Origin of the sequence: Nocardia sp. NPDC050713, from assembly GCF_040654315.1 — a bacterium.
Classification (GTDB): Bacteria; Actinomycetota; Actinomycetes; order Mycobacteriales; family Mycobacteriaceae; genus Nocardia.
In genome coordinates this window covers 219748-240145 of the sequence record NZ_JBFAHS010000013.1, presented here as the reverse complement: position 1 = coordinate 240145, position 20398 = coordinate 219748, and the positions used below count along the sequence as shown (strand labels likewise).

Genomic DNA, 20398 nt, shown 5'->3' with positions numbered 1-20398 from the left:
CGCCTCAGTCCTGGTACGCGGCATCGGGCGGAGCGGGCGTCGGACCGAGTACCGCCAGCCACTGCTGGTAGATCCTGGTCCAGGTGCCGTCGGTGCGCAGCCGCTCCAGCGTGCCGTTCACGAACCGCACCAAATCGTCGGCGTCCTTATGGATTCCGATGCCGTACGGCTCGGCGCTGATGCTGTCGCCGACCAACTCGGTGTACGGATCCTGCGCTGCCAAGCCGGCCAGGATCGCGTCGTCGGTGCTCACCGCGTCGACTTGCCGCTGTTGCAGGACGACGAGGCAATCGGCCCAGGTAGGCACGGTCAGGATGGTGGCGGCGGGCTGTTCGAGCCGGAGCCGGTCCAGCGAGGTGGTGCCGCTCACCACGCACACCCGCTTGCCCGCGAGATCGGCGACGCCGGTGATGCCGGAGTTCTTCATGACCAGCACCCGCTGGTCGGCCCGCAGATAGACGGTCGAGAACGCGACCTTTTCGCGGCGCTCGCAGGTGATGGTCATCGTCTTGACCACCACGTCCACCGTGCGTTCCTGGAGCACCTTCTCGCGGTCGGCCGAGGCGAGGCTGCGGAATTCGATCAGATCCGGACTGCCGAGCAGATCGCGCGCGATCTCGCGGGCGATGTCGGCGTCGAAGCCGACGATGGTGCCGCTGACCGGATCGCGGAAGCTGAACAGGTTGCTTCCGGTGTCCAAGCCGACGAGCAACCTGCCGCGGGCGCGGATGGCGTCGATGTTCGGCCCGCTGGCGGCGCGGCCGGAGCCGGTGGGGCGCAGGCTGGCGGTCGGGTCGCCGCACTCCGGTTCGGTGGCGCTCGGCAGCGGCGCGTCGGTGTTCAGCGGGCTGGCTTGCGCGGGCAGCGGCGGTTCGGTGTAAGTGCCGATCGTGGCGTGGTCGACCGGGTCGGGCCCGGCCGCGCAGCCACCGAGGAAGGCGGTGGCGGCGACCGCTGCGGCCAACAGGCCGCGCGCTGTGCTCATCGGTGCGGTGTTCATCGATATTCTCGCAATCGAGGCCAGAGACCGACGCCGACGTAGGCGGCGGCGACGATGCCGAGCGCCATGGCGCCGGTCGCGAGATAGTCGAGTACCCGGACGGCCTGGGAGATGTCGTCGCGCAAGGTGTTTCGCGTATCGGTGATGCCGTCCCCGAGCGAGCGGTCCAGCGCTTCGACGTGCGCCGTCGACTGGGCCGCGCCGGGTCCGGTGGCCACCGCGGCCGCGCCGATGAAGTCGCCACGCGCGAGCGCTTCGTTCATCCGGTGGTGCGACGCGCGCCAACGGTCCAGCGCGGCACGGGCACTCGCGACGCTCTCGGTGGCGGGCGCCGCATGCGGGTAGCCGCCGAGCAGCTCGTCGAGGCGGGCGATGCCGGCGTCGAAGGTGCGGTCGTAGTAGCCGGTCGCATCGCGCCGCACCAGTTTCAGCGTCTCCGCGGCGCGCGCCTGCTGGGCGAGGATGCGGCCTTCGATCAGCCGGGAAGCGGGCACGGCGCCGTCGTCGCGTCCGCTGATCATCGAAGTGGCCGAGACCGATCCGGCGATCACCGTCCACGCCAACAGAGCCAGCATCGCGGCGGAGGCGAGCAGCAGACCGGCGTTGAAGGTGCGCCGCCACCGTCGCGCCAGCTGGGTCTGCGCCCAGACCAGCACGGCGAGCACGAGGATCAGCAAGCCGATGGCCATCCACGGCGGACGGACGTGGGCCCGCTGCGCCGCGTTCACGGCCTCGGCGCGGTGGTCCTGCAACTCCTCGGCCATCGGAAGCAGGGTGGTCTGCATCTGGTTCGACGCTTCGCTCAAATAGGCCGCTCCGACCGGATACCCGCTGCGGTTGTTGGTGCGTGCGGCCTCGATCAGCCCGGCGTACACCGGTAGCTCGGTCGCGATGCCGGTGCGCAGCCGCACATCCGCGCCAGGATCGGGGTGGCCGACGGTGTGTCCGGACTGGGCGACCAGCTCGGCCGCCGCCTCGCCGACCGCCTGGGAGTATCTGTCGCGCACCGCTTCCGGCTCGACGCCGCCCGAGATGAACGCGGTGCTCGCGGCCGCGTCGGCGATGGACAGCGACGTGTAGAGGCGGTGCGCGGAGTGCGCGTCGGGCTCGGTGTCGTCGAGCAGAATGCGTAGCGCTTCTTGGCGATCGCTCACCATCGACGCGGTCACCGCCCCCGCGGTCAGGCACAGGCCGATGAGCAGCAATCCGATGGCGATCAGACGGCCGGGCGAGGAATTCGCGAAGGACCGCAGGTTGGCGGGATCGAGGTGCTCGCGGACCGTCGCGGCGGACACGGCGCCGAACGGCAGGCGCGCGGGCTCGGCGGCGGCCGACGGCGGCCGCCCGGCCGCCAGCTGCTCGGTCCGAGCCATCGTCCACCTCCGGGTCCGCGTCCCACCTGTGCCCCTGCGTCGCAGTTTATTGTGGTCCTACCGGTGCCGTGGCGTGTCGAACACCCCCTGCTGTCCGCTCTGCGGTGCGGACACGTCAACGGCTGGATGAGGATGGTTAGCGATGCGCGGTGACGGCGACGGGTGGTCGCGAGGCCCGGACGGCCTGAAGCATTGGGGGCGGTTCGGCGCTGCCGGATTGTTGCTGCGCGCGCCGCTCGCGGCGGGTGGCTCGGCGGTGCTGCTCCAGCACCGCGCCCTGTGGAGTCACCAGGGCGGCACCTGGGCGCTGCCCGGCGGCGCCCGCGACAGCCACGAGACCCCGGTGCACGCGGCGGTGCGCGAAGCCTGGGAGGAGGCGGGCATCCATCCCGTCGACGTCCGGGTGCGCGCCGAACGCATCACGGCGTCCGCGCTCAGCGGCTGGACCTACACCACGGTGATCGCCGACGCGGTGATGACCTTGCCGACCAGCGCCAACCGGGAGAGCGTCGAACTGGCCTGGGTGCCGGAGGACGAGGTCGACGCGCGGCCGCTGCATCCCGGTTTCGCCGTGGCCTGGCCCGCCTTGCGTGCGGTCCCGGCCCGCGCCAGCCTCGCCGAGCTCGACGACTCGCGTGCCCTCGCCGCGGCCCTTCCGCGCACCGTCGACCTCGCCGACCAGGGCTTCATCTGGCTGCACTCGGATCCCGAAGGGCCGGGCGGCGTCGCGCGGATCACCGAGAACGAACCCGAAGCCGGAGAACTACCGTCCCCCGTCGCCGTGCTCTCGCTGACCAGGGGACAGATCCTGGGCTGACTACGTCCTGCTGTTGGCGAGCAGCGCGGACTTCAGTTCGCGGGCCGCGGCCTCGGGATCGCGGGCCTCGGTGATCGCCCGCACCACCACGATCCGGTCCGCGCCCGCCGCGAGCAACTCGGGCAGCCGCTGCTGATCGATGCCGCCGATGGCGAACCACGGCCTGGTCGGGTGCGCGTCGGCGGTGGAGCGGATCAGCTCGATGCCCGCGGCCTGGCGGCCGGGCTTGGTCGGCGTCGACCACACCGGACCGGTGCAGAAGTAGTCGATGTGCTCATCGATGGCGGCCAGACCAGCCTGTGCCCTGTTGTGCGTCGAGCGGCCGATCACCACGTCCGGTCCGAGGATGCGGCGCGCGTACCAGGGCGGGAGGTCGCCCTGGCCGAGGTGCAGCACGTCGGCGTTCGCGGCCAGCGCGATATCGGCGCGGTCGTTCACCGCGAGCAGCGCGCCGTGCCTGCGGGTGGCGGCCTTCAGCTCCGCGAGCGCGCCGAGCTCCGCCTTGGCCTCCATCGGCCCGAACTTGGCCTCGCCCGGTGATCCCTTGTCTCTGAGCTGGATGATGTCGACCCCGCCCGCGAGCGCGGCTTCGGCGAACCTGGCCAGATCGCCCTTCTCGCGCCGGGCGTCGGTGCACAGATAGAGCCGCGCGGTGGCCAGGCGCTCCCGTGGCGGCAGCGTTCGGTTCGGGAGGGAGGGTTGCACGTCTTCGACGGTAGCCGCGCTACCGTGGGGATGCGAACAGGAGGCGGGTCGGGCGCGGCGGCCGCGGCGCGCTGACATGGCGCCCGGGTACCCCCGCGGATGAGGTAGGTGGACAGAATGCGGACTCTCGCCGTCGTCGGTGGCGGCGCCATCGGGCTGGCGGTGGCGTGGCGGGCCGCCGAGGCGGGATGGCAGGTCACGCTGTTCGATCCCGCCGTCGGATCGGGCGCCTCGTGGGTAGCCGGGGGGATGCTGGCGCCGCTGTCCGAGGGCTGGCCCGGTGAGGATCGCGTTCTGGAATTCGGCGCGGCCGCGCTCGCCCGCTGGCCGGAGTTCGCGGCGCGGCTGGAATCCGTCTCCGGCGCGGAGGTCTTCGTCGCCGACGAGACCCTGACCGTCGCGCTGGACGGCGCCGATGCCGCCGATCTGCGCACCGTCGCCGACTGGGTCGGCGGACACGGTCACGAGCTGCGCGTGCTGGACCGCGCGGGCGTCCGCGAACTGGAACCGGCGCTCGCGCGCACCGTGCGCGCGGGTTTGCTGGCGGCGGCCGAACCCGCCATCGACAACCGGCGCCTGCTCGACGGCCTGCGGCACGCCGTGGCCGCCGCGGGCGTCGAACTGCGCGCCGAGGAGGTCACCGATCTCGACGCGCTCGCCTTCGACCAGATCGTGCTCGCCGCCGGCGCCGCCTCGGCGGGGCTGTGGCCGGACCTTCCGGTGCGACCTGTCAAGGGGGAGATCCTGCGCCTGCGCCATCGGCCGGGCGCCGCGCCCGCGCCGCGGCGGGTGATCCGGGCCAGGGTGCACGGCAGGCCGGTGTATCTGGTCCCGCGCCGGGACGGAATCGTCGTCGGCGCAACGCAATACGAGGCGGGTTTCGACACGGCCGTGACCGTGGCGGGCGTCCGCGACCTGATCGCCGACGCCGAGGCCGTGCTGCCCGGCATCGGCGAATACGAACTGGCCGAGGCGGCCGCGGGTTCCCGGCCCGGCAGCCCCGACAACCTGCCGCTGATCGGCAGGCTCACCGACCGGGTGATCGCCGCCACCGGGCACGGCCGCAACGGCATGCTCACCGTGCCGCTGACCGTCGACGCGGTACTGAGCCTGTTGTCCGGCGCGGTGCTGCCCGAAGCGGAAGCCGCCGACCCACAACGCTTTTCGACGACGCCGAGAGCGTCGTCCCTATCCACCGCAGGAGGAGTTCGATGACCGCGACATCCGTCCCCATCGGCGTCACCGTGAACGGGCAGGATCACGAATTCGCCGAACCACTCACCGTCCGTGAGCTTTTGGCCCGCCTCGAGCTGCCCTGCCAGGGCGTGGCGCTGGCGGTGGACGGCGCGGTGTTCCCGAAGTCGCGCTGGGACGAGCCCGTCGGCCGCGGCTGGAGCATCGAGGTCCTGACGGCGGTTCAAGGTGGGTAACGCGCCGCTACGCATCGCCGACCGCGAGTTCGGTTCCCGGCTCATCATGGGCACCGGCGGCGCCGAAAGCCTCGCCGTGCTCGAGGAGGCGCTGGTCGCCTCCGGCACCGAGCTGACCACCGTCGCCATGCGCCGGGTGGACGCCGCGGGCGGGACCGGCGTGCTCGACCTGCTGAAACGCCTGGACATCATGCCGCTGCCGAACACCGCGGGCTGTCGCACCGCCGCCGAGGCCGTGCTTACCGCGCAGCTGGCCGCCGAGGCGCTCGACACCAACTGGGTGAAGCTCGAGGTCATCGCCGACGAGCGGACCCTGCTGCCCGATCCGATCGAATTGCTCAGCGCCGCCGAGCAATTGGTGGACGCGGGGTTCGTCGTGCTGCCCTACACCTCCGACGACCCGGTGCTGGCGCGGCGCCTGGAGGACGCGGGCTGCGCCGCCGTCATGCCGCTCGGCGCTCCGATCGGCACGGGTCTCGGCATCGGCAACCCGCACAACATCGAGATGATCGTGGCCGCCGCGGGCGTGCCGGTGATCCTGGACGCGGGCATCGGCACCGCGAGCGACGCCGCCCTCGCCATGGAGCTCGGCTGCTCCGCGGTGCTGCTCGCCACCGCCGTCACCCGGGCGAAGCACCCCGAGCTGATGGCCGCCGCGATGGCCGACGCCGTGCGCGCGGGCTACCTGGCCAGACAGGCGGGCCGCATCCCCAAGCGTTTCTGGGCTCAGGCGTCCTCCCCGGAGCTCTGAACCCACGCACTCAGGGGCGACTCATCCGCAAGGATGACGCGATTGACGTCTTTGTAGTGACGCGCGAGCCGCGGTTTTGCGGAATGCTGGACGGCATGATCGAACTGAGGGGCCTGACCAAACATTACGGCCAGACCGCCGCGGTTCAGGATCTGTCCTTCACCGTGCGACCCGGACAGGTGACGGGCTTCCTGGGACCGAACGGCGCAGGCAAGTCCACGACGATGCGGATGATCCTGGGCCTCGACAAGCCGACCGCGGGTACCGCGCTCATCAAGGGCAAGCCGTACCACGACCTGGATCATCCGCTACGAACCGTCGGCGCGCTGCTGGACGCCAAATGGGTGCATCCCAACCGTTCGGCGCGCTCGCACCTGCAATGGCTCGCGGCGTCCAACGGCATCGCCAAGTCCCGGGTGGACGAGGTGCTGCGGCTGGTCGGACTCTCCGAGGTCGCGGGCAAGAACGCGGGCGGTTTCTCGCTCGGCATGTCGCAGCGGCTCGGCTTGGCGGGCGCCCTGCTCGGCGATCCCGAGGTGCTGCTGTTCGACGAGCCGGTGAACGGCCTCGACCCGGAGGGCATCCTGTGGATCCGCCGGTTCATGCAGCGGTTGGCGGCCGAGGGGCGCACCGTGCTGGTCTCCAGCCATCTGCTCTCCGAGATGGCGCAGACCGCCGAGCACCTGGTGGTGATCGGGCGCGGTCAGTTGATCGCCGACACCACCACGCGCGAGTTCATCGAGCGCGCCTCCGAGCAGTCGGTCCGGGTGCGTAGCCCGCAGCTGGACCAGCTGCGCAGCCTGCTCACGTCCAACGGGATGACCGTCCGTGAGGACGGGGCGGGCGCGGACGGACCCGCGCTGCTGGTGGCGGGCGTCCCGAGCGACGCGGTCGGCAAGCTGGCGGGCGCGAACGACATCACGCTGTTCGAGCTCTCGCCGCAGCGGGCCTCGCTGGAGGAGGCGTTCATGCGGATGACGGGTGGTTCGGTGCAGTACCACGGCGAAGGTTTCGATCCGGCGGGAGCGACGGGCCCGGAGGCGGCAGCCGGCGTAACCACGAAGGGACCCGCGGACGCCGCGTCCTACACAGCGATGGGAGGTGCGCTCTGATGGGCGTGTTGGCAGCGGAACGAATCAAACTCACCTCGACCAGGTCGCCCTGGTGGTGCGCCGCCCTGACGGTGGTCTTCGCCCTGGGTATCACGGCGCTGTTCAGCCTGCTGCTGAACGTGTCGATGAATGCCTACCAGGACGACCCGACGATCGCGCCGGAACCGCCGTACGCGGAGAACGTGATGGCGGGCCTCGGCATCACCGGCGTCTCGTTCATTCCGGGCTTCGGCTACATCCTGATCATGATCCTGGCCGCGTTGGCGGTGACGAGCGAATACCGCTTCGGCACCATCAAGGCCACCTTCCTCGCCGCGCCCCACCGTTCCACGGTGCTGGTCACCAAGGCGAGCATGATCGCGGTCGGCGCCGCGGTGCTCTCCGCGATCCTGACCTTCCTCAGCTTCCTCATTCTGAAGGCGCTGACCGACAGCGATGTCGGCAGCAAGCTCAGCCTGACCGACGGCGACCTGAAGGTCTTCTACGCGGTCCCGATCTTCGCCGCGCTGGTCGTCTTCCTCTCGGTGGGCGTCGGCGCCCTGATCCGCCAGTCGGCGGGCGCGCTGTCGCTGCTGATCGTCTGGCCGGTGCTGATCGAGCCGATCATCGGCGCGTTCGGCAAGTACGGCCGCAACATCCAGGTGTTCCTGCCCTTCCAGAACGCGAACCGCTTCCTCGGTCTCGAGGACACCGGCTTGCCGTGGCACTGGGGCGCCTGGCCCGCGCTGCTCTACTTCGCGGCCTTCGTCGCCATCGTGTTCGGCGCGGCCCTGGTCGTGGTGAACAAGCGCGACGCCTGAGAAAACCGAAGACTGCCCGAGCTGCCCTCCCTCGCCGCTCGGGCTCGGGGGACGCGACCTTGTCGGGAGGTCCGCGTACCCGGTAGCACTGCCCGCCACTGCCCGGCGGACTGTGCGGGCCACCGGCCCGGCGCCCGGAGAAATCCCCCTTCGGCGCCGGGCCGGTGGCGCTTGTGCGTACCGGCCCCGGTCGTTCGGTGAGCGATACGACGGGCTCGTCCTGCCTGCTTTCCCTGTGCCCGCCGTCACTGCCGAAATGCTGATACCAGCAGTAGCATTAATTCGGATTCGGCAACCATCTCGCTATCGGTCTGCAAACCGGTCGGGATGGTCGCTCCGTCCGATCGGGAGGCGGCGGGAGGTGTCGGGTGGCGTTCGCGAGTAGGCAGCAGCGGGCCGTGTGGCTGAGATACGCTCGGGGCGTGAGCGATACACCTTCCGGCGGTGCCGAGCCTGGGTCGCGGCCGGAGGACAACGGCGGTGTCGAACCCGAGGTCGTGATTCCGCTGGTGCCCGCCGAGGAGGCGGGCGGCGCCCGGCGTTCGGCGCCTCTTCGCAAGGCGCAGATCTCCGCGCTGATGAACGCGGCCAACCAGCGGCCGGACCTCATCGGGGTGCTGCGCAAAGCGCGCGAACAACTTCCGGGTGACCCGTCCTTCGGCGATCCGCTGTCGGTCAGCGGGCCGGGGGGCGCCCGCGCGGTCGCCAGGGCCGCCGACAAGCTGGTGGGCGACACCCCGAGCGCGGCGCGCGAGATCGGCTTCGGCGCGCTCCAGGTCTGGCAGGCCATGCTGGAGCGGGTCGGCCGCGGCAAGGGTAGCGAAGAAATAACTGTCATGTTCACCGACCTGGTCGCCTTCTCCAGTTGGTCGCTGACGGCGGGCGACGAGGCGACCCTCGAACTGCTGCGTGAGGTCGCCAAAGCCATCGAACCGCCGATCGCCGAACGCGGCGGCCGGGTGGTGAAGCGCATGGGCGACGGGCTCATGGCCGTGTTTCCCTCGGCCGACCGCGCCGTGCGCGCCGCGATACAGGCCAGGCGCAACCTGGCCGACATCGATTTGCGCGGTTATCGCCCGCGGATGCGAATGGGCCTGCACACCGGTTCACCGCGGGAGATCGGCGGCGACTGGCTCGGCGTCGACGTCACCATCGCCGCGCGCGTCATGGAGGCGGGCGGCAACGGCAACACCATGATCTCCGAGGCCACCCTCCGGTCACTGGAGCCGGAAACACTCGCGGAACTGGGCTTGACCGTCAAGCCCTACCGACGCAGTTTCTTCGCCGCCCCGCTCAGTGGCGTACCGGAAGACCTGCGCATCTTCCGGTTGTCGAGGAACTGAGTCAGCCCCTGGCTGGCGAAAACCGGAACCCCAGGTCGAGGCCGTGTCGGTTTTCCTGCGCCCGGTCACGGCCGACCTGTCGTACGGACGATTAGTGCGTCGGGTGCGACAACGCCCCGGCCGAACCGCACGTATCGGCGGACGGACGGGGCGTTGTGGTATCCGAATTTCAGGCGACCCGCAGCCGGTTCGCCGGCTCCCGATTACGGTTCATCGACGGCCGACCGCCAGCGGTCTGGTGAGCCGACTTGGACCGGCGGTTCGAACCCGGTCGCCGAGCACCGGGCGGTCGGCGCGGAGGAACCTATTGTCGCACTTGCTATTACGCATTCCAGACGCCGGTGGCGGCGGTCTTGCGCACGTAATCGGCGAAATCGCCCGGCTTGCGACCCAGCCCGCGCTCGATGCCGTCCGTCACGTGGGCGTTGCGGCCGTCCAGCACCGTGGTGAACAGGTAGATGAGGAAGTCGACCAGTTCGTCCGGCAGGCCCTGGCTGCGCGCCGCGTCCGCGTAGTCCTCCGGCGCGACCTGCACGAACTCGATCGGACGCCCTGCGGCGGCGGCGATTTCGGCGACCGCCTCGGCGAAGGTGAGCAGCCGCGGGCCGGTCACTTCGTAGATCTGACCGGCGTGCCCGTCCTCGGTGAGGGCGGCGACCGCGAGGTCGGCGATGTCATCGATATCGATGAACGGTTCCACCACCTCACCGACGGGCAGTACCAGCTGACCGGCCTTGATCTCCTCCGCGAAGTGGCCTTCGTCGAAGTTCTGCGCGAAGAAGCTGGAGCGGATGACGGTCAATCCCGGATGCACCTGTGCGAGCAGCTCTTCCGCCGCCTGCGCCTCCTCCTCGCCGCGGCCGGACAGCAAGACCATCCGGCCGTCGCGGCCATCTCCCCGAAGGCGCGCACCGTGTCGGGTGCGCCGGGGACCGCGAGATCGGGCTGGAAGGTGATGTAGACGGCCTCGACGTCCAGGAGCGCCGGAGCCCAGGTGGCTGGATTGTCCCAGTCGAACGGCGGCTGCGCCGATCGGGATCCGACCCGCACCTGCACCCCGCGCGCCCGCAGGCGTTCGACGATCCGGCCGCCGGTCTTCCCGGTGCCACCGAGAACCAGTGTGTGTTTGGTGTTGCCGCTCATGACTTTTCCTTTCGCAATGGCTCGAGCAATCGCCACTTCCGAGCATCGGATCGCGCGGCCTCCGTAACAACGACACGGTCGGCAACGGTCGTTCACATCGACTAAACAATCGAGAGCGAGCAAAAGTGTTGGAACGGAACGAAATCGAGGCGTTCTTGGCGGTGGCCGAGGAACTGCACTTCAGCCGGGCCGCCGAACGGTTGCGGGTGTCCACCGGCCGCATCAGTCAGACCATCCAGCGGATGGAACGCCGCATCGGCGCGCCTTTGTTCGAACGCACCAGCCGCCGCGTCGCGCTCACGCCCATCGGTCGGCAGTTGCGCGACGACCTGCGACGCGGTCACGAACAGATCCAGCAGGCGGTGCGCCGCGCGACCGATGCCGGCCGCGGCATCGAGGGCGTCCTCACGGTGGGCTTCGTGGGGGCCGCTGCCGGACAGTTGATTCTGCGCACCACGGAGAACTTCCGGGTCGAACATCCGGGCGCGGAGGTGCGCATCCGGGAGGTGCAGATCACCGACGGTCTGGACGGCTGGCGCAGCGATGCCTACGACATGGTGCTGATCAGCCGCCCTATCGACGAACCGGATCTGGTCACCGGGCCCACGCTGATCAGCGATCGGCGCATGCTCGCCATCCCCGCGAAGCACCCGATGGCCGGGCGGGAGTCGATCTCACTGGAAGACCTGGCCGAGTTCACCCTGCTGCGGATGCCGAGCAGCCTGCCGCAGTCGGTGCTGGACGACCGCATCCCGCGGCAGACCCCGAACGGTAGACCGATCCCACACGGCCGTACCGCGCACACCTTCCAGGAAGTCCTCACCATGATCGGAGCAGGCGCCGGCGCCTTCGTCTGCGGCGCCCAGGTCACCAAGTTCTACCTGCGCCCCGATGTCGTCTATCTGCCCATCGCCGACGCACCGCCGGTCGAATGGGGTTTCGTCTGGCGCGCCGCCCGCGAGACCGCCCGCATCCGCGCCTTCGACGAGGCCGCACTGCGCACCGCGAAGAAGGGGTTCGACTGATCGCAGTCGCTACGCGAAGCCCCAGGCTATGGCGCCGCCTGCGGCGAGGACGGCGCAGACCGCGAGGGAGATGGAGAGCGGGCGGGAGGTCTTCCACGTGGAGTACGCGCCGCCGATCAAGAACCCGGACAGGGCGAGCAGCAGGACAACGGTGAGGTCGGTGGACATGAGGCCATTCTGCTGGGTCCCCTGGGTTGCCCCTGTGGAGGGGCCTGACCTGCTTCAACTATTAACAAGCACGCGCGCTTGATTTTTTCGCGGGCGGATGTGATGCTGAACACCGGAACGCGAACTCCACCGCAAGGGAGGCCTCCGGCTGATGAGTAAGTTGGCCGCCGATTCGGATGTCATCCGCATCGGCAACTGTTCCGGGTTCTATGGTGATCGGCTCAGCGCCATGCGCGAGATGCTCGAAGGCGGGCAACTCGATGTGCTCACCGGCGACTATCTCGCCGAGCTCACCATGTTGATCCTGGGCAGGGACCGGATGAAGGACCCGAGCCTCGGCTACGCCAAGACCTTCGTCAAGCAGATCGAGGAGTGCCTCGGGCTGGCGCTGGAGCGCAATGTGCAGATCGTCGCCAACGCGGGCGGTCTGAACCCGGCCGGGCTGGCCGAGAAGTTGCGCAAGGTGGCCGCCGATCTCGGGCTCGACGCGAAGATCGCGCACGTCGAGGGCGACGATTTGCTCTCGCGCGCAAGCGAACTCGGCCTCGGCAGCCCGCTCACGGCGAACGCCTATCTCGGCGCGTGGGGCATCGTCGAATGCCTGAACGCGGGCGCCGACATCGTCGTCACCGGCCGGGTCACCGACGCCTCGGTGATCGTCGGCCCGGCGGCCGCGCACTTCGGGTGGGGCCGAACGGATTACGACGCGCTCGCGGGCGCGGTCGTCGCGGGCCACGTCATCGAGTGCAGCACCCAGGCGACCGGCGGCAACTACGCCTTCTTCACCGAACTAGCCGATCTCGGCAGGCCGGGCTTTCCAATCGCCGAGATCCGCCGCGACGGCAGCAGCGTGATCACCAAGCACGAGGGCACCGGCGGTGCGGTCACGGTCGACACGGTCGAGGCGCAGCTGATGTACGAGATCCAGGGCGCGCGCTACGCGGGCCCGGACGTCACGACGCGGCTCGACACCATCCGGCTCACCCAGGAAGCGCCCGACCGCGTGCTCATCAGCGGTGTCGCGGGCGAGGCCCCGCCGCCGCAACTCAAGGTCTCGCTGAACACCCTCGGCGGTTTCCGCAACGAGATGGAATTCGTGCTCACCGGCCTCGACATCGAGGCGAAAGCCGCACTGGCGCAACGGCAACTGGAGTCCTGGCTGCCGGTGCGCCCGGCCGAGCTGGAATGGACCCTCGCCCGGCTGGACCGGCCGGACGCCGACACCGAGGAGCAGGCCAGCGCGCTGCTGCGCTGCGTGGTTCGCGACCAGGACCCGAACAAGGTCGGCCGCGCCTTCTCCAGCGTCGCGGTGGAACTCGCCCTGGCCAGCTACCCGGGATGCAGCTTCACCGCCGTGCCGGGCAACGGCTCGCCGTACGGCGTGTACACGCCCGGTTTCGTGGACGCCACCGAGGTTCCGCATACGGCGGTGCTGCCGGACGGCTCTCGCATCGAAGTCGCGCCCGCAGCGGAAACCGTGGCGCTGGACGGAGTTCCGGAACCCGAGCTTCCCGAGCCATTGCCCGCCAACGAGACTCGCCGCGCCCCGCTCGGCGCCGTCGCGCTGGCCCGCAGTGGCGACAAGGGTGGTGACGCGAATATCGGCGTCTGGGTGCGCACCGACTATCAGTGGCGCTGGCTGGTCCACACGCTCACCGTCGAGCGGATCAAAGAACTGCTGCCGGAGGCCGCGCCGCTCACCGTCACCAGGCACGTGCTGCCGAACCTGCGCGCCGTGAACTTCATCGTCTCCGGCCTGCTCGGCAAGGGCGTGGCCTACCAGGCCCGTTTCGATCCGCAGGCCAAGGGGCTCGGCGAATGGCTGCGCTCCCGTCACCTCGATATCCCCGTGGAGCTGCTCTCATGACCAGTGCCGTAGTCAGTCCGTGGAATACGCCGGAGCGGCGCGAATTGCGCGCCACCGTGCGCGGTTTCGTCGAGCGCGAGATTCTGCCGTACCTCGACCAGTGGGAGCGCGACGGCGAGATCCCGCGCGAACTGCACAAGAAGGCGGGCGCGCTCGGCCTGCTCGGCATCCAGTTCCCCGAGTCGGCGGGCGGCTCCGGCGGTGACGGCGTCGACGCCATGATCGTCTGCGAGGAGATGCACCAGGCGGGCGCCTCCGGCGGCCTGTTCGCCTCGCTGTTCACCTGCGGCATCTCGGTGCCGCACATCATCGCCTCCGGCAACGAGGACCTGATCGAGCGCTTCGCCCGCCCGACCCTGGCTGGTGAGAAGATCGGCTCGCTGGCCATCACCGAGCCGGGCGGCGGCTCCGACGTCGGCCACCTCACCACCACCGCTCGCCGCGACGGCGACCACTACATCGTCAACGGCGCGAAGACCTACATCACCTCCGGTGTCCGTGCCGACTTCGTGGTCACCGCGGTGCGCACCGGCGGCCCCGGCTCGGGCGGCATCTCGCTGCTCGTGGTGGAGAAGGGCACGCCCGGCTTCACCGTCAGCCGCAAGCTGGACAAGATGGGCTGGCGCGCCTCCGACACCGCGGAACTGTCCTACGTGGACGTGCGGGTGCCGGTGGAGAACCTGGTGGGCCCGGAGAACTCCGGCTTCTATCAGATCGCGGGCGCGTTCGTCAGCGAGCGGGTCGGCCTCGCGGTGCAGGCGTATTCGCAGGCGCAGCGTTGCCTGGACCTGACCCTCGAATGGGTGCGCAACCGCGAAACCTTCGGCCGCCCGCTGATCAGCAGGCAGGCCGTGCAGAACACGGTGACCGAGATGGCGCGGCGCATCGACGTCGCCCGCGTCTACACCCGAGATGTGGTGCAGCGCAGCGCCAATGGCGAGACGGACCTGATCGCCGAGGTGTGCTTCGCCAAGAACACCGCCGTCGAGGCGGGCGAGTGGGTCGCCAACCAGGCCGTTCAGCTCTTCGGCGGCCTCGGCTACATGAGCGAGTCCGAGGTCGAGCGCCAGTACCGTGACATCCGCATCCTCGGCATCGGCGGTGGCACCACCGAGATCCTGACCGCACTCGCCGCCAAACGATTGGGGTACCAGTCATGACCCGCCTGCGCAGCACCCTCGACAGCGGCTCGGCGGAGTACACCGCCGCCGCCGAGGCGATGAACACCAAGCTCGCCGAGATCGGCGCCGAATTCGCCAAGAACGTCGCGGGCGGCGGCCCGGACAAGATGGCGCGGCACCGCAAGCGCGGCAAGCTGACCGCGCGCGAACGCATCGAGCTGCTCATCGACGAGGACTCGCCGTTCCTCGAGCTGTGCCCGCTCGCCGCGTGGGGCAGCGACTTCCACGTGGGTGGCAGCGTCATCGCGGGCATCGGCATCGTCGAGGGCGTCGAATGCATGATCGTCGCACCGGATCCCACGGTGCGCGGCGGTACTTCCAACCCGTGGACGCTGCGCAAGAACCTGCGCATGAACGACATCGCCATGGAGAACCGGCTGCCGGTGATCGGACTCGTGGAGTCCGGCGGCGCCGACTTGCCCACGCAGAAGGAGGTTTTCGTCCCGGGCGGCCGGATGTTCCGCGACCTGACGAAGCTCTCCGCGATGGGCATCCCGACCATCGCGCTGGTGTTCGGCAACTCCACCGCGGGCGGCGCCTACATCCCCGGCATGTCCGACTACACGGTGATGATCAAGGAGCGCTCCAAGGTCTTCCTCGGCGGTCCGCCGCTGGTGAAGATGGCCACCGGTGAGGAGTCCGACGACGAATCCCTGGGCGGTGCCGAAATGCACGCTCGGACTTCGGGTCTGGCCGACTATCTGGCCGCCGACGAGCAGGACGCGATCCGCATCGGCCGCTCCATCGTCAAGCGTCTGAACTGGAAGAAGCAGGGTCCGGCGCCGCGCGCGGAGGTGATCGAGCCGCTGTTCGATCAGGAGGAGCTCCTCGGCATCGTTCCTTCCGATCTGAAGATTCCGTTCGATCCGCGCGAGGTGATCGCGCGCGTCGTGGACGGCTCCGATTTCGACGAGTTCAAGCCGCTGTACGGCAGCAGCCTGGTCACCGGTTGGGCCGAGCTGCACGGTTATCCGGTCGGCATCCTCGCCAACGCGCGCGGTGTGCTGTTCTCCGAGGAGGCGCAGAAGGCGGCGCAGTTCATCCAGCTGGCCAACCAGTCGGCTACGCCACTGTTGTTCCTGCACAACACCACCGGCTACATGGTCGGCAAGGAGTTCGAGCAGAAGGGCATCATCAAGCACGGCGCGATGATGATCAACGCGGTCTCCAACTCGAAGGTGCCGCACATCTCGCTGCTGATGGGCGCCTCCTACGGCGCGGGCCACTACGGCATGTGCGGTCGCGCCTACGATCCGCGCTTCGTCTTCGCCTGGCCCAGTGCGAAATCCGCGGTCATGGGCGGTGCGCAGCTGGCCGGTGTCATTTCCATCGTCGGCCGGGCCGCCGCAGAGGCCAAGGGCATGCCGTTCAACGAGGAGGCCGACGCGGGCATGCGCGCCATGATCGAGGCGCAGATCGAGGCCGAGTCGCTGCCGATGTTCATGTCGGGCAGGCTCTACGACGACGGCGTCATCGACCCCCGCGACACCCGCACGGTATTGGGCATGGCGCTCTCGGCCATCCACAATGCCCTGATCGAGGGCGCCGAGGGCTTCGGCGTCTTCCGGATGTGAGGCAGCCGTGAACGAAATCTCGACTGTACTCGTCGCCAATCGCGGCGAGATCGCCCGACGCGTCTTCGCCACCTGTCGGCGGATGGGCTTGGGCACCGTCGCGGTGTACTCCGATGCGGACGCCGCGGCACCGCACGTCGGCGAGGCCGACGCCGCGGTCCGCCTGCCCGGCAATACACCCGGCGAGACCTATCTGCGCGGCGAGTTGATCGTCGAGGCCGCGCTGTCGGCAGGCGCCGACGCCATCCACCCCGGCTACGGATTCCTTTCGGAGAACGCCGAATTCGCGCGCGCCGTGCAGGCGGCTGGTCTGGTCTGGATCGGACCGCCGATCGAGGCCATCGAACAGATGGGCTCGAAGGTCGCGTCCAAGAAGATGATGGACGCCGCGGGCGTGCCGGTGCTCGCCGAGCTGGACCCGGCCGAGGTCACCGAGGCGCACCTGCCGGTGCTGATCAAGGCGTCCGCCGGTGGCGGCGGACGCGGCATGCGGGTGGTGCGCGAACTTGCCGACCTGGAACCGCAGATCGCGGCGGCCCGGCGCGAGGCCGAGTCGGCGTTCGGCGACCCGACGGTGTTCTGCGAGCGGTACCTCGAGACGGGCAGGCACATCGAGGTCCAGGTCATGGCCGATACGCACGGCACGATCTGGTCGGTCGGCGAGCGCGAGTGCTCCATCCAGCGGCGTCACCAGAAGGTTGTCGAGGAGGCGCCCTCGCCGCTGGTCGAGCGCGTCGACGCCATGCGTGCGTCAGGCCCGGAGGCGGTAGCGGAGGGTGACCACGCAGGGCCCGCGCGCGTGGCAGGCGCGCAGAGCATGCGGGATCGGCTGTTCGAAGCAGCCCGGCTCGCCGCGGGCGCCATCGGTTACACGGGCGCGGGCACCGTCGAATTCCTCGCCGACGAGCAGGGCGACTTCTTCTTCCTGGAGATGAATACCCGTCTCCAGGTGGAGCATCCGGTCACCGAATGCACGACGGGGCTGGATCTCGTTCGCCTGCAACTGGAAGTGGCCTCCGGCGCGGCGCTGCCCGCCGAACCGCCCGCCATGCGCGGGCACTCCATCGAGGTCCGGCTCTACGCCGAGGATCCCGCACACGACTGGCAGCCGCAGAGCGGCACCGTGCACCGACTCGAGATCCCTTCGGTCACCGCGGAATTCGATCTGCTCGACCGTCCGGGCGTGCGCCTGGACACGGGTGTCGTCGACGGTTCGGTCGTCGGCGTGCACTACGACCCGATGCTGTCCAAGGTCATCTCCTACGCCGAGACCCGCACGGAGGCAGCGCGTCTGCTCGCCTCGGCATTGCAGCGGGCCCGCATCCACGGTCTGGTGACGAACCGCGATCTGCTGGTGCGGGTGCTGCGCCACCCCGCTTTCCTGGCGGGCGACACCGACACCGCGTTCTTCGAGACGCACGGATTGGATTCGCTCGCCGAACCTTTGGCGTGGGAGTCCGACGAGGCGCTGTCCCTCGTCGCCGCAGCCCTCGCGGATGCCGCTGCCAACCGCGCGGCGGCGCGGGTCGGCGGCGGGCTGCCGAGCGGCTGGCGTAACCTGCCCTCGCAGTCGCAGCGCAAGTCCTACGAGAGTCGTACCAGTGGCGTGCACGAGGTCGGCTACCGGTTCACCCGCGACGGTGTGGTGGTGGACGGCCACGAGGGCGTCGATCTGGTGGAGCTGAGCCCCGAGCGAGTGGTGCTGAACGTGCCGGGCGAACGCGGTCCGGTGCGGCGGGTGTTCACCGTCGCGCGCTACGGCGACCTGGTCTGCGTCGACTCCCCGCTCGGCCCGGTGAGCGCGCGCAGACTGCCGCGCTTCAGCGATCCGGCCGACCAGGTGGCCACCGGTTCGCTGCTCGCGCCCATGCCGGGCAGCGTGATCCGGCTCGGCGCCGAGCTCGGCAGCCGGGTGGACGCCGGTCAGCCCATCCTGTGGCTGGAGGCGATGAAGATGGAGCACACCATCGCCGCGCCCACCGCGGGTGTGCTGAGCGCGCTCAATGTCACCGTCGGCCAGCAGGTCGACATCGGCGCCGTCCTTGCCGTCGTGGATCCCGACGACGCGGTCAACGAGAACCAGGAGCAATGATGTCCTTCATCGAATCCGACGAGCGCAAGCAGCTGCGGGCCGCGGTGGCCGCGCTCGCCGCCAAGTACACCTACCGCGACTACGTGCTGCCCAGGGCGCGCAAGAACGAGCCGCTCACCGAATTGTGGGACGAGGCGGGCAAACTCGGCTTCCTCGGCGTGAACCTGCCGGAGGAGTACGGCGGCGGTGGCGCGGGCATGTACGAGCTTGCGCTGGTGATGGAGGAGCTGTCCGCGCAGGGCGCGGGGCTGCTGCTGATGGTGGTGTCCCCGGCCATCTGCGGCACCATCATCACCAAGTACGGCACCGACGAACAGAAGCAGCACTGGCTGCCCAAGCTCGCCGACGGCACCGGCAAGATGGTCTTCGGCATCACCGAGCCCGACGCCGGGTCGAACTCGCACCAGATCACCACCACCGCCCGCCGCGACGGTGACGACTGGATCCTCAACGGCCGCAAGATCTTCATCTCCGGCGTGGACCAGGCCGAGGCGGTGCTGATCGTCTCGCGCACCGAGGACCACAAGACCGGCAAGCTCAAGCCCGCCCTGTTCATCGTGCCCACCGACGCGCCCGGCTTCACCAAGGTGCCGCAGGAGATGGACATCATCGAGCCGGACCACCAGTACAACCTGTTCCTCGACGACGTCCGCCTGCCCTTCGACGCCCTGGTCGGCAAGGAGGACGCCGCGCTGATGCAGCTGTTCGCGGGCCTCAACCCGGAGCGCATCATGGGCGCCGCGATGGCCGTCGGCCTCGGCCGCTACGCCATCGATCGCGCCGTGGAATACGCCAAGGAGCGCACGGTGTGGAAGACGCCGATCGGTGCGCACCAGGGCATTTCGCATCCGCTGGCCCAGGTGAAGATCGAGCTGGAAATGGCCAAGCTGATGATGCAGAAGGCCGCGACCCTCTACGACGCGGGCGAGGAGATGGGCGCGGCCGAGGCCGCGAACATGGCCAAGTACGCGGCGGCCGAGGCCAGCATCAAGGCGCTCGATCAGGCGATCCAGACGCACGGCGGCGCTGGCCTCACCGCGGACTACGGTCTGGCGGCCATGCTCGCCGCGTCTCGCATCGGCCGGATCGCGCCGGTCAGCCGCGAGATGGTGCTCAACTTCGTCGCCCAGTTCTCGCTGGGTCTGCCGAAGTCGTACTGACGCAGCCGATTTCGCCCCGGCCATCGAAAGTGCCGGGGCGGAATCACCGGATCGACGAACCAAGAGGAGACCCGATGACCGACACTTCCACCGCGCCGCTCGTTCGCTACGAGATCCGCGACGGCTTCGCGGTCCTCACCTTCGACTCACCGCACAACCGCAACGCGCTGTCCTCGCGGCTGGTCACCGAGCTGTTGCGCGGCCTGGACGACGCGGCCGCCGACCCCGCGGTGCGCGGCATCGTGCTCACGCACACCGGCAACACCTTCTGCGCGGGCGCGGATCTCAGCGAGGCCAGCGACGCCGACCCCGCGGTGGCCGCCGACCAGCGCACCCGCGTGATGATCGGCGTGCTGCGCAAGCTGGTGGAGGTGCCCAAGCCGGTGATCGCGCAGATCGACGGCAACGTGCGCGCGGGCGGCATGGGCATCGTCGCGGCCTGCGACCTGGTGGTGGCGGGACCGGGCAGCTCTTTCGCGCTCACGGAAGTGCGAATCGGGTTGGCGCCGTTCATGATCTCGCTCACCCTGCTGCCGCGGCTGAGCCCGCGCGCCGCGAGCCGCTACTACCTGACCGGCGAGAAGTTCGGCGCCGACGTCGCCACCGAGATCGGGCTGGTGACGGTCACGGCCGAGGACCCGGCCGCCGAGGTCGCGCGGTTGATCGGCGAGCTGCGCAAGGGGTCGCCGCAAGGTCTGGCCGAGGCGAAGCGTCTGGTCAACGCGGACATCCTCGCCGGGTTCGACGCCTCGGCCGAAGAACTGGCGCGGCGTTCGGCGAGTTTCTTCGGCACGCCGGAGGTGCACGAGGGCATGCTGGCCTTCCTACAGCGGCGCGCACCGAGCTGGGCAGAATAG

Annotated in this window: 20 protein-coding genes; 14 read left to right on the top strand and 6 right to left on the bottom strand. The window is 69.7% G+C overall.

The annotated features are described in order from the left end of the window. Window positions 1-4 precede the first annotated feature (4 nt). Both AB0H49_RS24125 and AB0H49_RS24120 read right to left on the bottom strand, forming a co-directional pair. Window positions 5-985, bottom strand: a complete 981-nt coding sequence (locus tag AB0H49_RS24125; protein ID WP_357254518.1) for a glutamate ABC transporter substrate-binding protein — start codon at window positions 983-985, stop codon at window positions 5-7. A gap of 11 nt (window positions 986-996) precedes the next feature. Further along, the gene (locus AB0H49_RS24120) at window positions 997-2373 is read right to left on the bottom strand and encodes a hypothetical protein (RefSeq protein ID WP_354998654.1); all 1377 of its coding nucleotides are present in this window, start codon (window positions 2371-2373) and stop codon (window positions 997-999) included. A 142-nt stretch (window positions 2374-2515) separates the two neighbouring features. On the opposite strand from AB0H49_RS24120, the gene AB0H49_RS24115 reads away from it, so the two are divergent. Continuing rightward, on the top strand, window positions 2516-3190 hold the full coding sequence (locus tag AB0H49_RS24115) for an NUDIX hydrolase (RefSeq protein ID WP_354998655.1): 675 nt from the start codon (window positions 2516-2518) through the stop codon (window positions 3188-3190). Here the strand turns inward: AB0H49_RS24115 and thiE are convergent, their stop codons facing one another. Further along, window positions 3191-3895, bottom strand: coding sequence for a thiamine phosphate synthase (gene thiE / locus AB0H49_RS24110; protein ID WP_354998656.1), 705 nt, complete (start codon window positions 3893-3895; stop codon window positions 3191-3193). A 117-nt stretch (window positions 3896-4012) separates the two neighbouring features. Between thiE and thiO the strand changes: the two genes are divergently transcribed. The 6 genes from thiO to AB0H49_RS24080 all read left to right on the top strand — a co-directional run bounded on the left by thiO (window position 4013) and on the right by AB0H49_RS24080 (window position 9331). Then, window positions 4013-5110, top strand: a complete 1098-nt coding sequence (gene thiO, locus AB0H49_RS24105) for a glycine oxidase ThiO (protein ID WP_357254514.1) — start codon at window positions 4013-4015, stop codon at window positions 5108-5110. Beyond that, window positions 5107-5325 (top strand): sulfur carrier protein ThiS, encoded by a 219-nt coding sequence (gene thiS / locus AB0H49_RS24100; protein WP_253813837.1) that lies wholly within the window; start codon window positions 5107-5109, stop codon window positions 5323-5325. Before thiO ends, thiS begins: the two co-directional genes overlap by 4 nt. Next, window positions 5318-6076, top strand: a complete 759-nt coding sequence (locus AB0H49_RS24095; protein WP_354998658.1) for a thiazole synthase — start codon at window positions 5318-5320, stop codon at window positions 6074-6076. Before thiS ends, AB0H49_RS24095 begins: the two co-directional genes overlap by 8 nt. Window positions 6077-6171: 95 nt before the next feature. Further along, window positions 6172-7188, top strand: coding sequence for an ABC transporter ATP-binding protein (locus tag AB0H49_RS24090; RefSeq protein ID WP_354998659.1), 1017 nt, complete (start codon window positions 6172-6174; stop codon window positions 7186-7188). Then, window positions 7188-7988 carry an ABC transporter permease gene (locus tag AB0H49_RS24085; RefSeq protein ID WP_354998660.1) on the top strand — a complete coding sequence of 267 codons (801 nt, stop codon included), beginning with the start codon at window positions 7188-7190 and terminating at the stop codon, window positions 7986-7988. The genes AB0H49_RS24090 and AB0H49_RS24085 overlap by 1 nt, the downstream gene beginning before the upstream one ends. A 578-nt stretch (window positions 7989-8566) precedes the next feature. Continuing rightward, on the top strand, window positions 8567-9331 hold the full coding sequence (locus tag AB0H49_RS24080) for an adenylate/guanylate cyclase domain-containing protein (protein ID WP_357254573.1): 765 nt from the start codon (window positions 8567-8569) through the stop codon (window positions 9329-9331). 322 nt (window positions 9332-9653) lie between these two features. On the opposite strand, the gene AB0H49_RS24075 is transcribed toward AB0H49_RS24080, so the two are convergent. Both AB0H49_RS24075 and AB0H49_RS24070 read right to left on the bottom strand, forming a co-directional pair. Then, the gene (locus AB0H49_RS24075) at window positions 9654-10208 is read right to left on the bottom strand and encodes a hypothetical protein (RefSeq protein ID WP_357254511.1); all 555 of its coding nucleotides are present in this window, start codon (window positions 10206-10208) and stop codon (window positions 9654-9656) included. Continuing rightward, entirely contained in the window at window positions 10130-10474 is a 345-nt protein-coding gene (locus tag AB0H49_RS24070; RefSeq protein WP_357254509.1) for a hypothetical protein, read from the bottom strand. The genes AB0H49_RS24075 and AB0H49_RS24070 overlap by 79 nt, the downstream gene beginning before the upstream one ends. A 128-nt stretch (window positions 10475-10602) precedes the next feature. On the opposite strand from AB0H49_RS24070, the gene AB0H49_RS24065 reads away from it, so the two are divergent. After that, the gene (locus AB0H49_RS24065; RefSeq protein ID WP_354998662.1) at window positions 10603-11499 is read left to right on the top strand and encodes a LysR family transcriptional regulator; all 897 of its coding nucleotides are present in this window, start codon (window positions 10603-10605) and stop codon (window positions 11497-11499) included. A gap of 9 nt (window positions 11500-11508) precedes the next feature. Here the strand turns inward: AB0H49_RS24065 and AB0H49_RS24060 are convergent, their stop codons facing one another. After that, complete coding sequence (locus tag AB0H49_RS24060; RefSeq protein WP_354998663.1) at window positions 11509-11667, bottom strand: hypothetical protein; 159 nt, start codon at window positions 11665-11667, stop codon at window positions 11509-11511. Between the two features lie 151 nt (window positions 11668-11818). Between AB0H49_RS24060 and AB0H49_RS24055 the strand changes: the two genes are divergently transcribed. The 6 genes from AB0H49_RS24055 to AB0H49_RS24030 all read left to right on the top strand — a co-directional run bounded on the left by AB0H49_RS24055 (window position 11819) and on the right by AB0H49_RS24030 (window position 20398). Continuing rightward, a complete protein-coding gene (locus tag AB0H49_RS24055; RefSeq protein WP_357254506.1) occupies window positions 11819-13534 on the top strand; it encodes an acyclic terpene utilization AtuA family protein in 1716 nt (571 codons plus the stop codon). Continuing rightward, window positions 13531-14694, top strand: coding sequence for an acyl-CoA dehydrogenase family protein (locus AB0H49_RS24050; RefSeq protein WP_354998665.1), 1164 nt, complete (start codon window positions 13531-13533; stop codon window positions 14692-14694). The genes AB0H49_RS24055 and AB0H49_RS24050 overlap by 4 nt, the downstream gene beginning before the upstream one ends. After that, window positions 14691-16289: a carboxyl transferase domain-containing protein gene (locus AB0H49_RS24045; RefSeq protein WP_357254504.1), complete on the top strand. Its 1599-nt coding sequence runs from the start codon at window positions 14691-14693 to the stop codon at window positions 16287-16289. Before AB0H49_RS24050 ends, AB0H49_RS24045 begins: the two co-directional genes overlap by 4 nt. Before the next feature lie 7 nt (window positions 16290-16296). After that, a complete protein-coding gene (locus AB0H49_RS24040) occupies window positions 16297-18381 on the top strand; it encodes a biotin carboxylase N-terminal domain-containing protein (RefSeq protein WP_357254503.1) in 2085 nt (694 codons plus the stop codon). Beyond that, complete coding sequence (locus AB0H49_RS24035) at window positions 18381-19541, top strand: acyl-CoA dehydrogenase family protein (RefSeq protein WP_357254501.1); 1161 nt, start codon at window positions 18381-18383, stop codon at window positions 19539-19541. Before AB0H49_RS24040 ends, AB0H49_RS24035 begins: the two co-directional genes overlap by 1 nt. A 74-nt stretch (window positions 19542-19615) precedes the next feature. After that, window positions 19616-20398, top strand: a complete 783-nt coding sequence (locus AB0H49_RS24030) for an enoyl-CoA hydratase family protein (RefSeq protein ID WP_354998669.1) — start codon at window positions 19616-19618, stop codon at window positions 20396-20398.

Bases quoted from the DNA above. Each gene is read 5' to 3' on its own strand.
- AB0H49_RS24030 (WP_354998669.1), top strand. From the start codon at position 19,616: ATGACCGACACTTCCACCGCGCCGCTCGTTCGCTACGAGATCCGCGAC.
- AB0H49_RS24115 (WP_354998655.1), top strand. From the start codon at position 2,516: ATGCGCGGTGACGGCGACGGGTGGTCGCGAGGCCCGGACGGCCTGAAG.
- AB0H49_RS24035 (WP_357254501.1), top strand. From the start codon at position 18,381: ATGTCCTTCATCGAATCCGACGAGCGCAAGCAGCTGCGGGCCGCGGTG.
- AB0H49_RS24085 (WP_354998660.1), top strand. From the start codon at position 7,188: ATGGGCGTGTTGGCAGCGGAACGAATCAAACTCACCTCGACCAGGTCG.
- AB0H49_RS24045 (WP_357254504.1), top strand. From the start codon at position 14,691: ATGACCCGCCTGCGCAGCACCCTCGACAGCGGCTCGGCGGAGTACACC.
- AB0H49_RS24070 (WP_357254509.1), bottom strand. From the start codon at position 10,474: ATGAGCGGCAACACCAAACACACACTGGTTCTCGGTGGCACCGGGAAG.
- AB0H49_RS24060 (WP_354998663.1), bottom strand. From the start codon at position 11,667: ATGTCCACCGACCTCACCGTTGTCCTGCTGCTCGCCCTGTCCGGGTTC.
- AB0H49_RS24125 (WP_357254518.1), bottom strand. From the start codon at position 985: ATGAGCACAGCGCGCGGCCTGTTGGCCGCAGCGGTCGCCGCCACCGCC.
- AB0H49_RS24055 (WP_357254506.1), top strand. From the start codon at position 11,819: ATGAGTAAGTTGGCCGCCGATTCGGATGTCATCCGCATCGGCAACTGT.
- thiO (WP_357254514.1), top strand. From the start codon at position 4,013: ATGCGGACTCTCGCCGTCGTCGGTGGCGGCGCCATCGGGCTGGCGGTG.
- AB0H49_RS24075 (WP_357254511.1), bottom strand. From the start codon at position 10,208: ATGGTCTTGCTGTCCGGCCGCGGCGAGGAGGAGGCGCAGGCGGCGGAA.
- AB0H49_RS24090 (WP_354998659.1), top strand. From the start codon at position 6,172: ATGATCGAACTGAGGGGCCTGACCAAACATTACGGCCAGACCGCCGCG.
- thiS (WP_253813837.1), top strand. From the start codon at position 5,107: ATGACCGCGACATCCGTCCCCATCGGCGTCACCGTGAACGGGCAGGAT.
- AB0H49_RS24050 (WP_354998665.1), top strand. From the start codon at position 13,531: ATGACCAGTGCCGTAGTCAGTCCGTGGAATACGCCGGAGCGGCGCGAA.
- AB0H49_RS24120 (WP_354998654.1), bottom strand. From the start codon at position 2,373: ATGGCTCGGACCGAGCAGCTGGCGGCCGGGCGGCCGCCGTCGGCCGCC.
- AB0H49_RS24080 (WP_357254573.1), top strand. From the start codon at position 8,567: ATGAACGCGGCCAACCAGCGGCCGGACCTCATCGGGGTGCTGCGCAAA.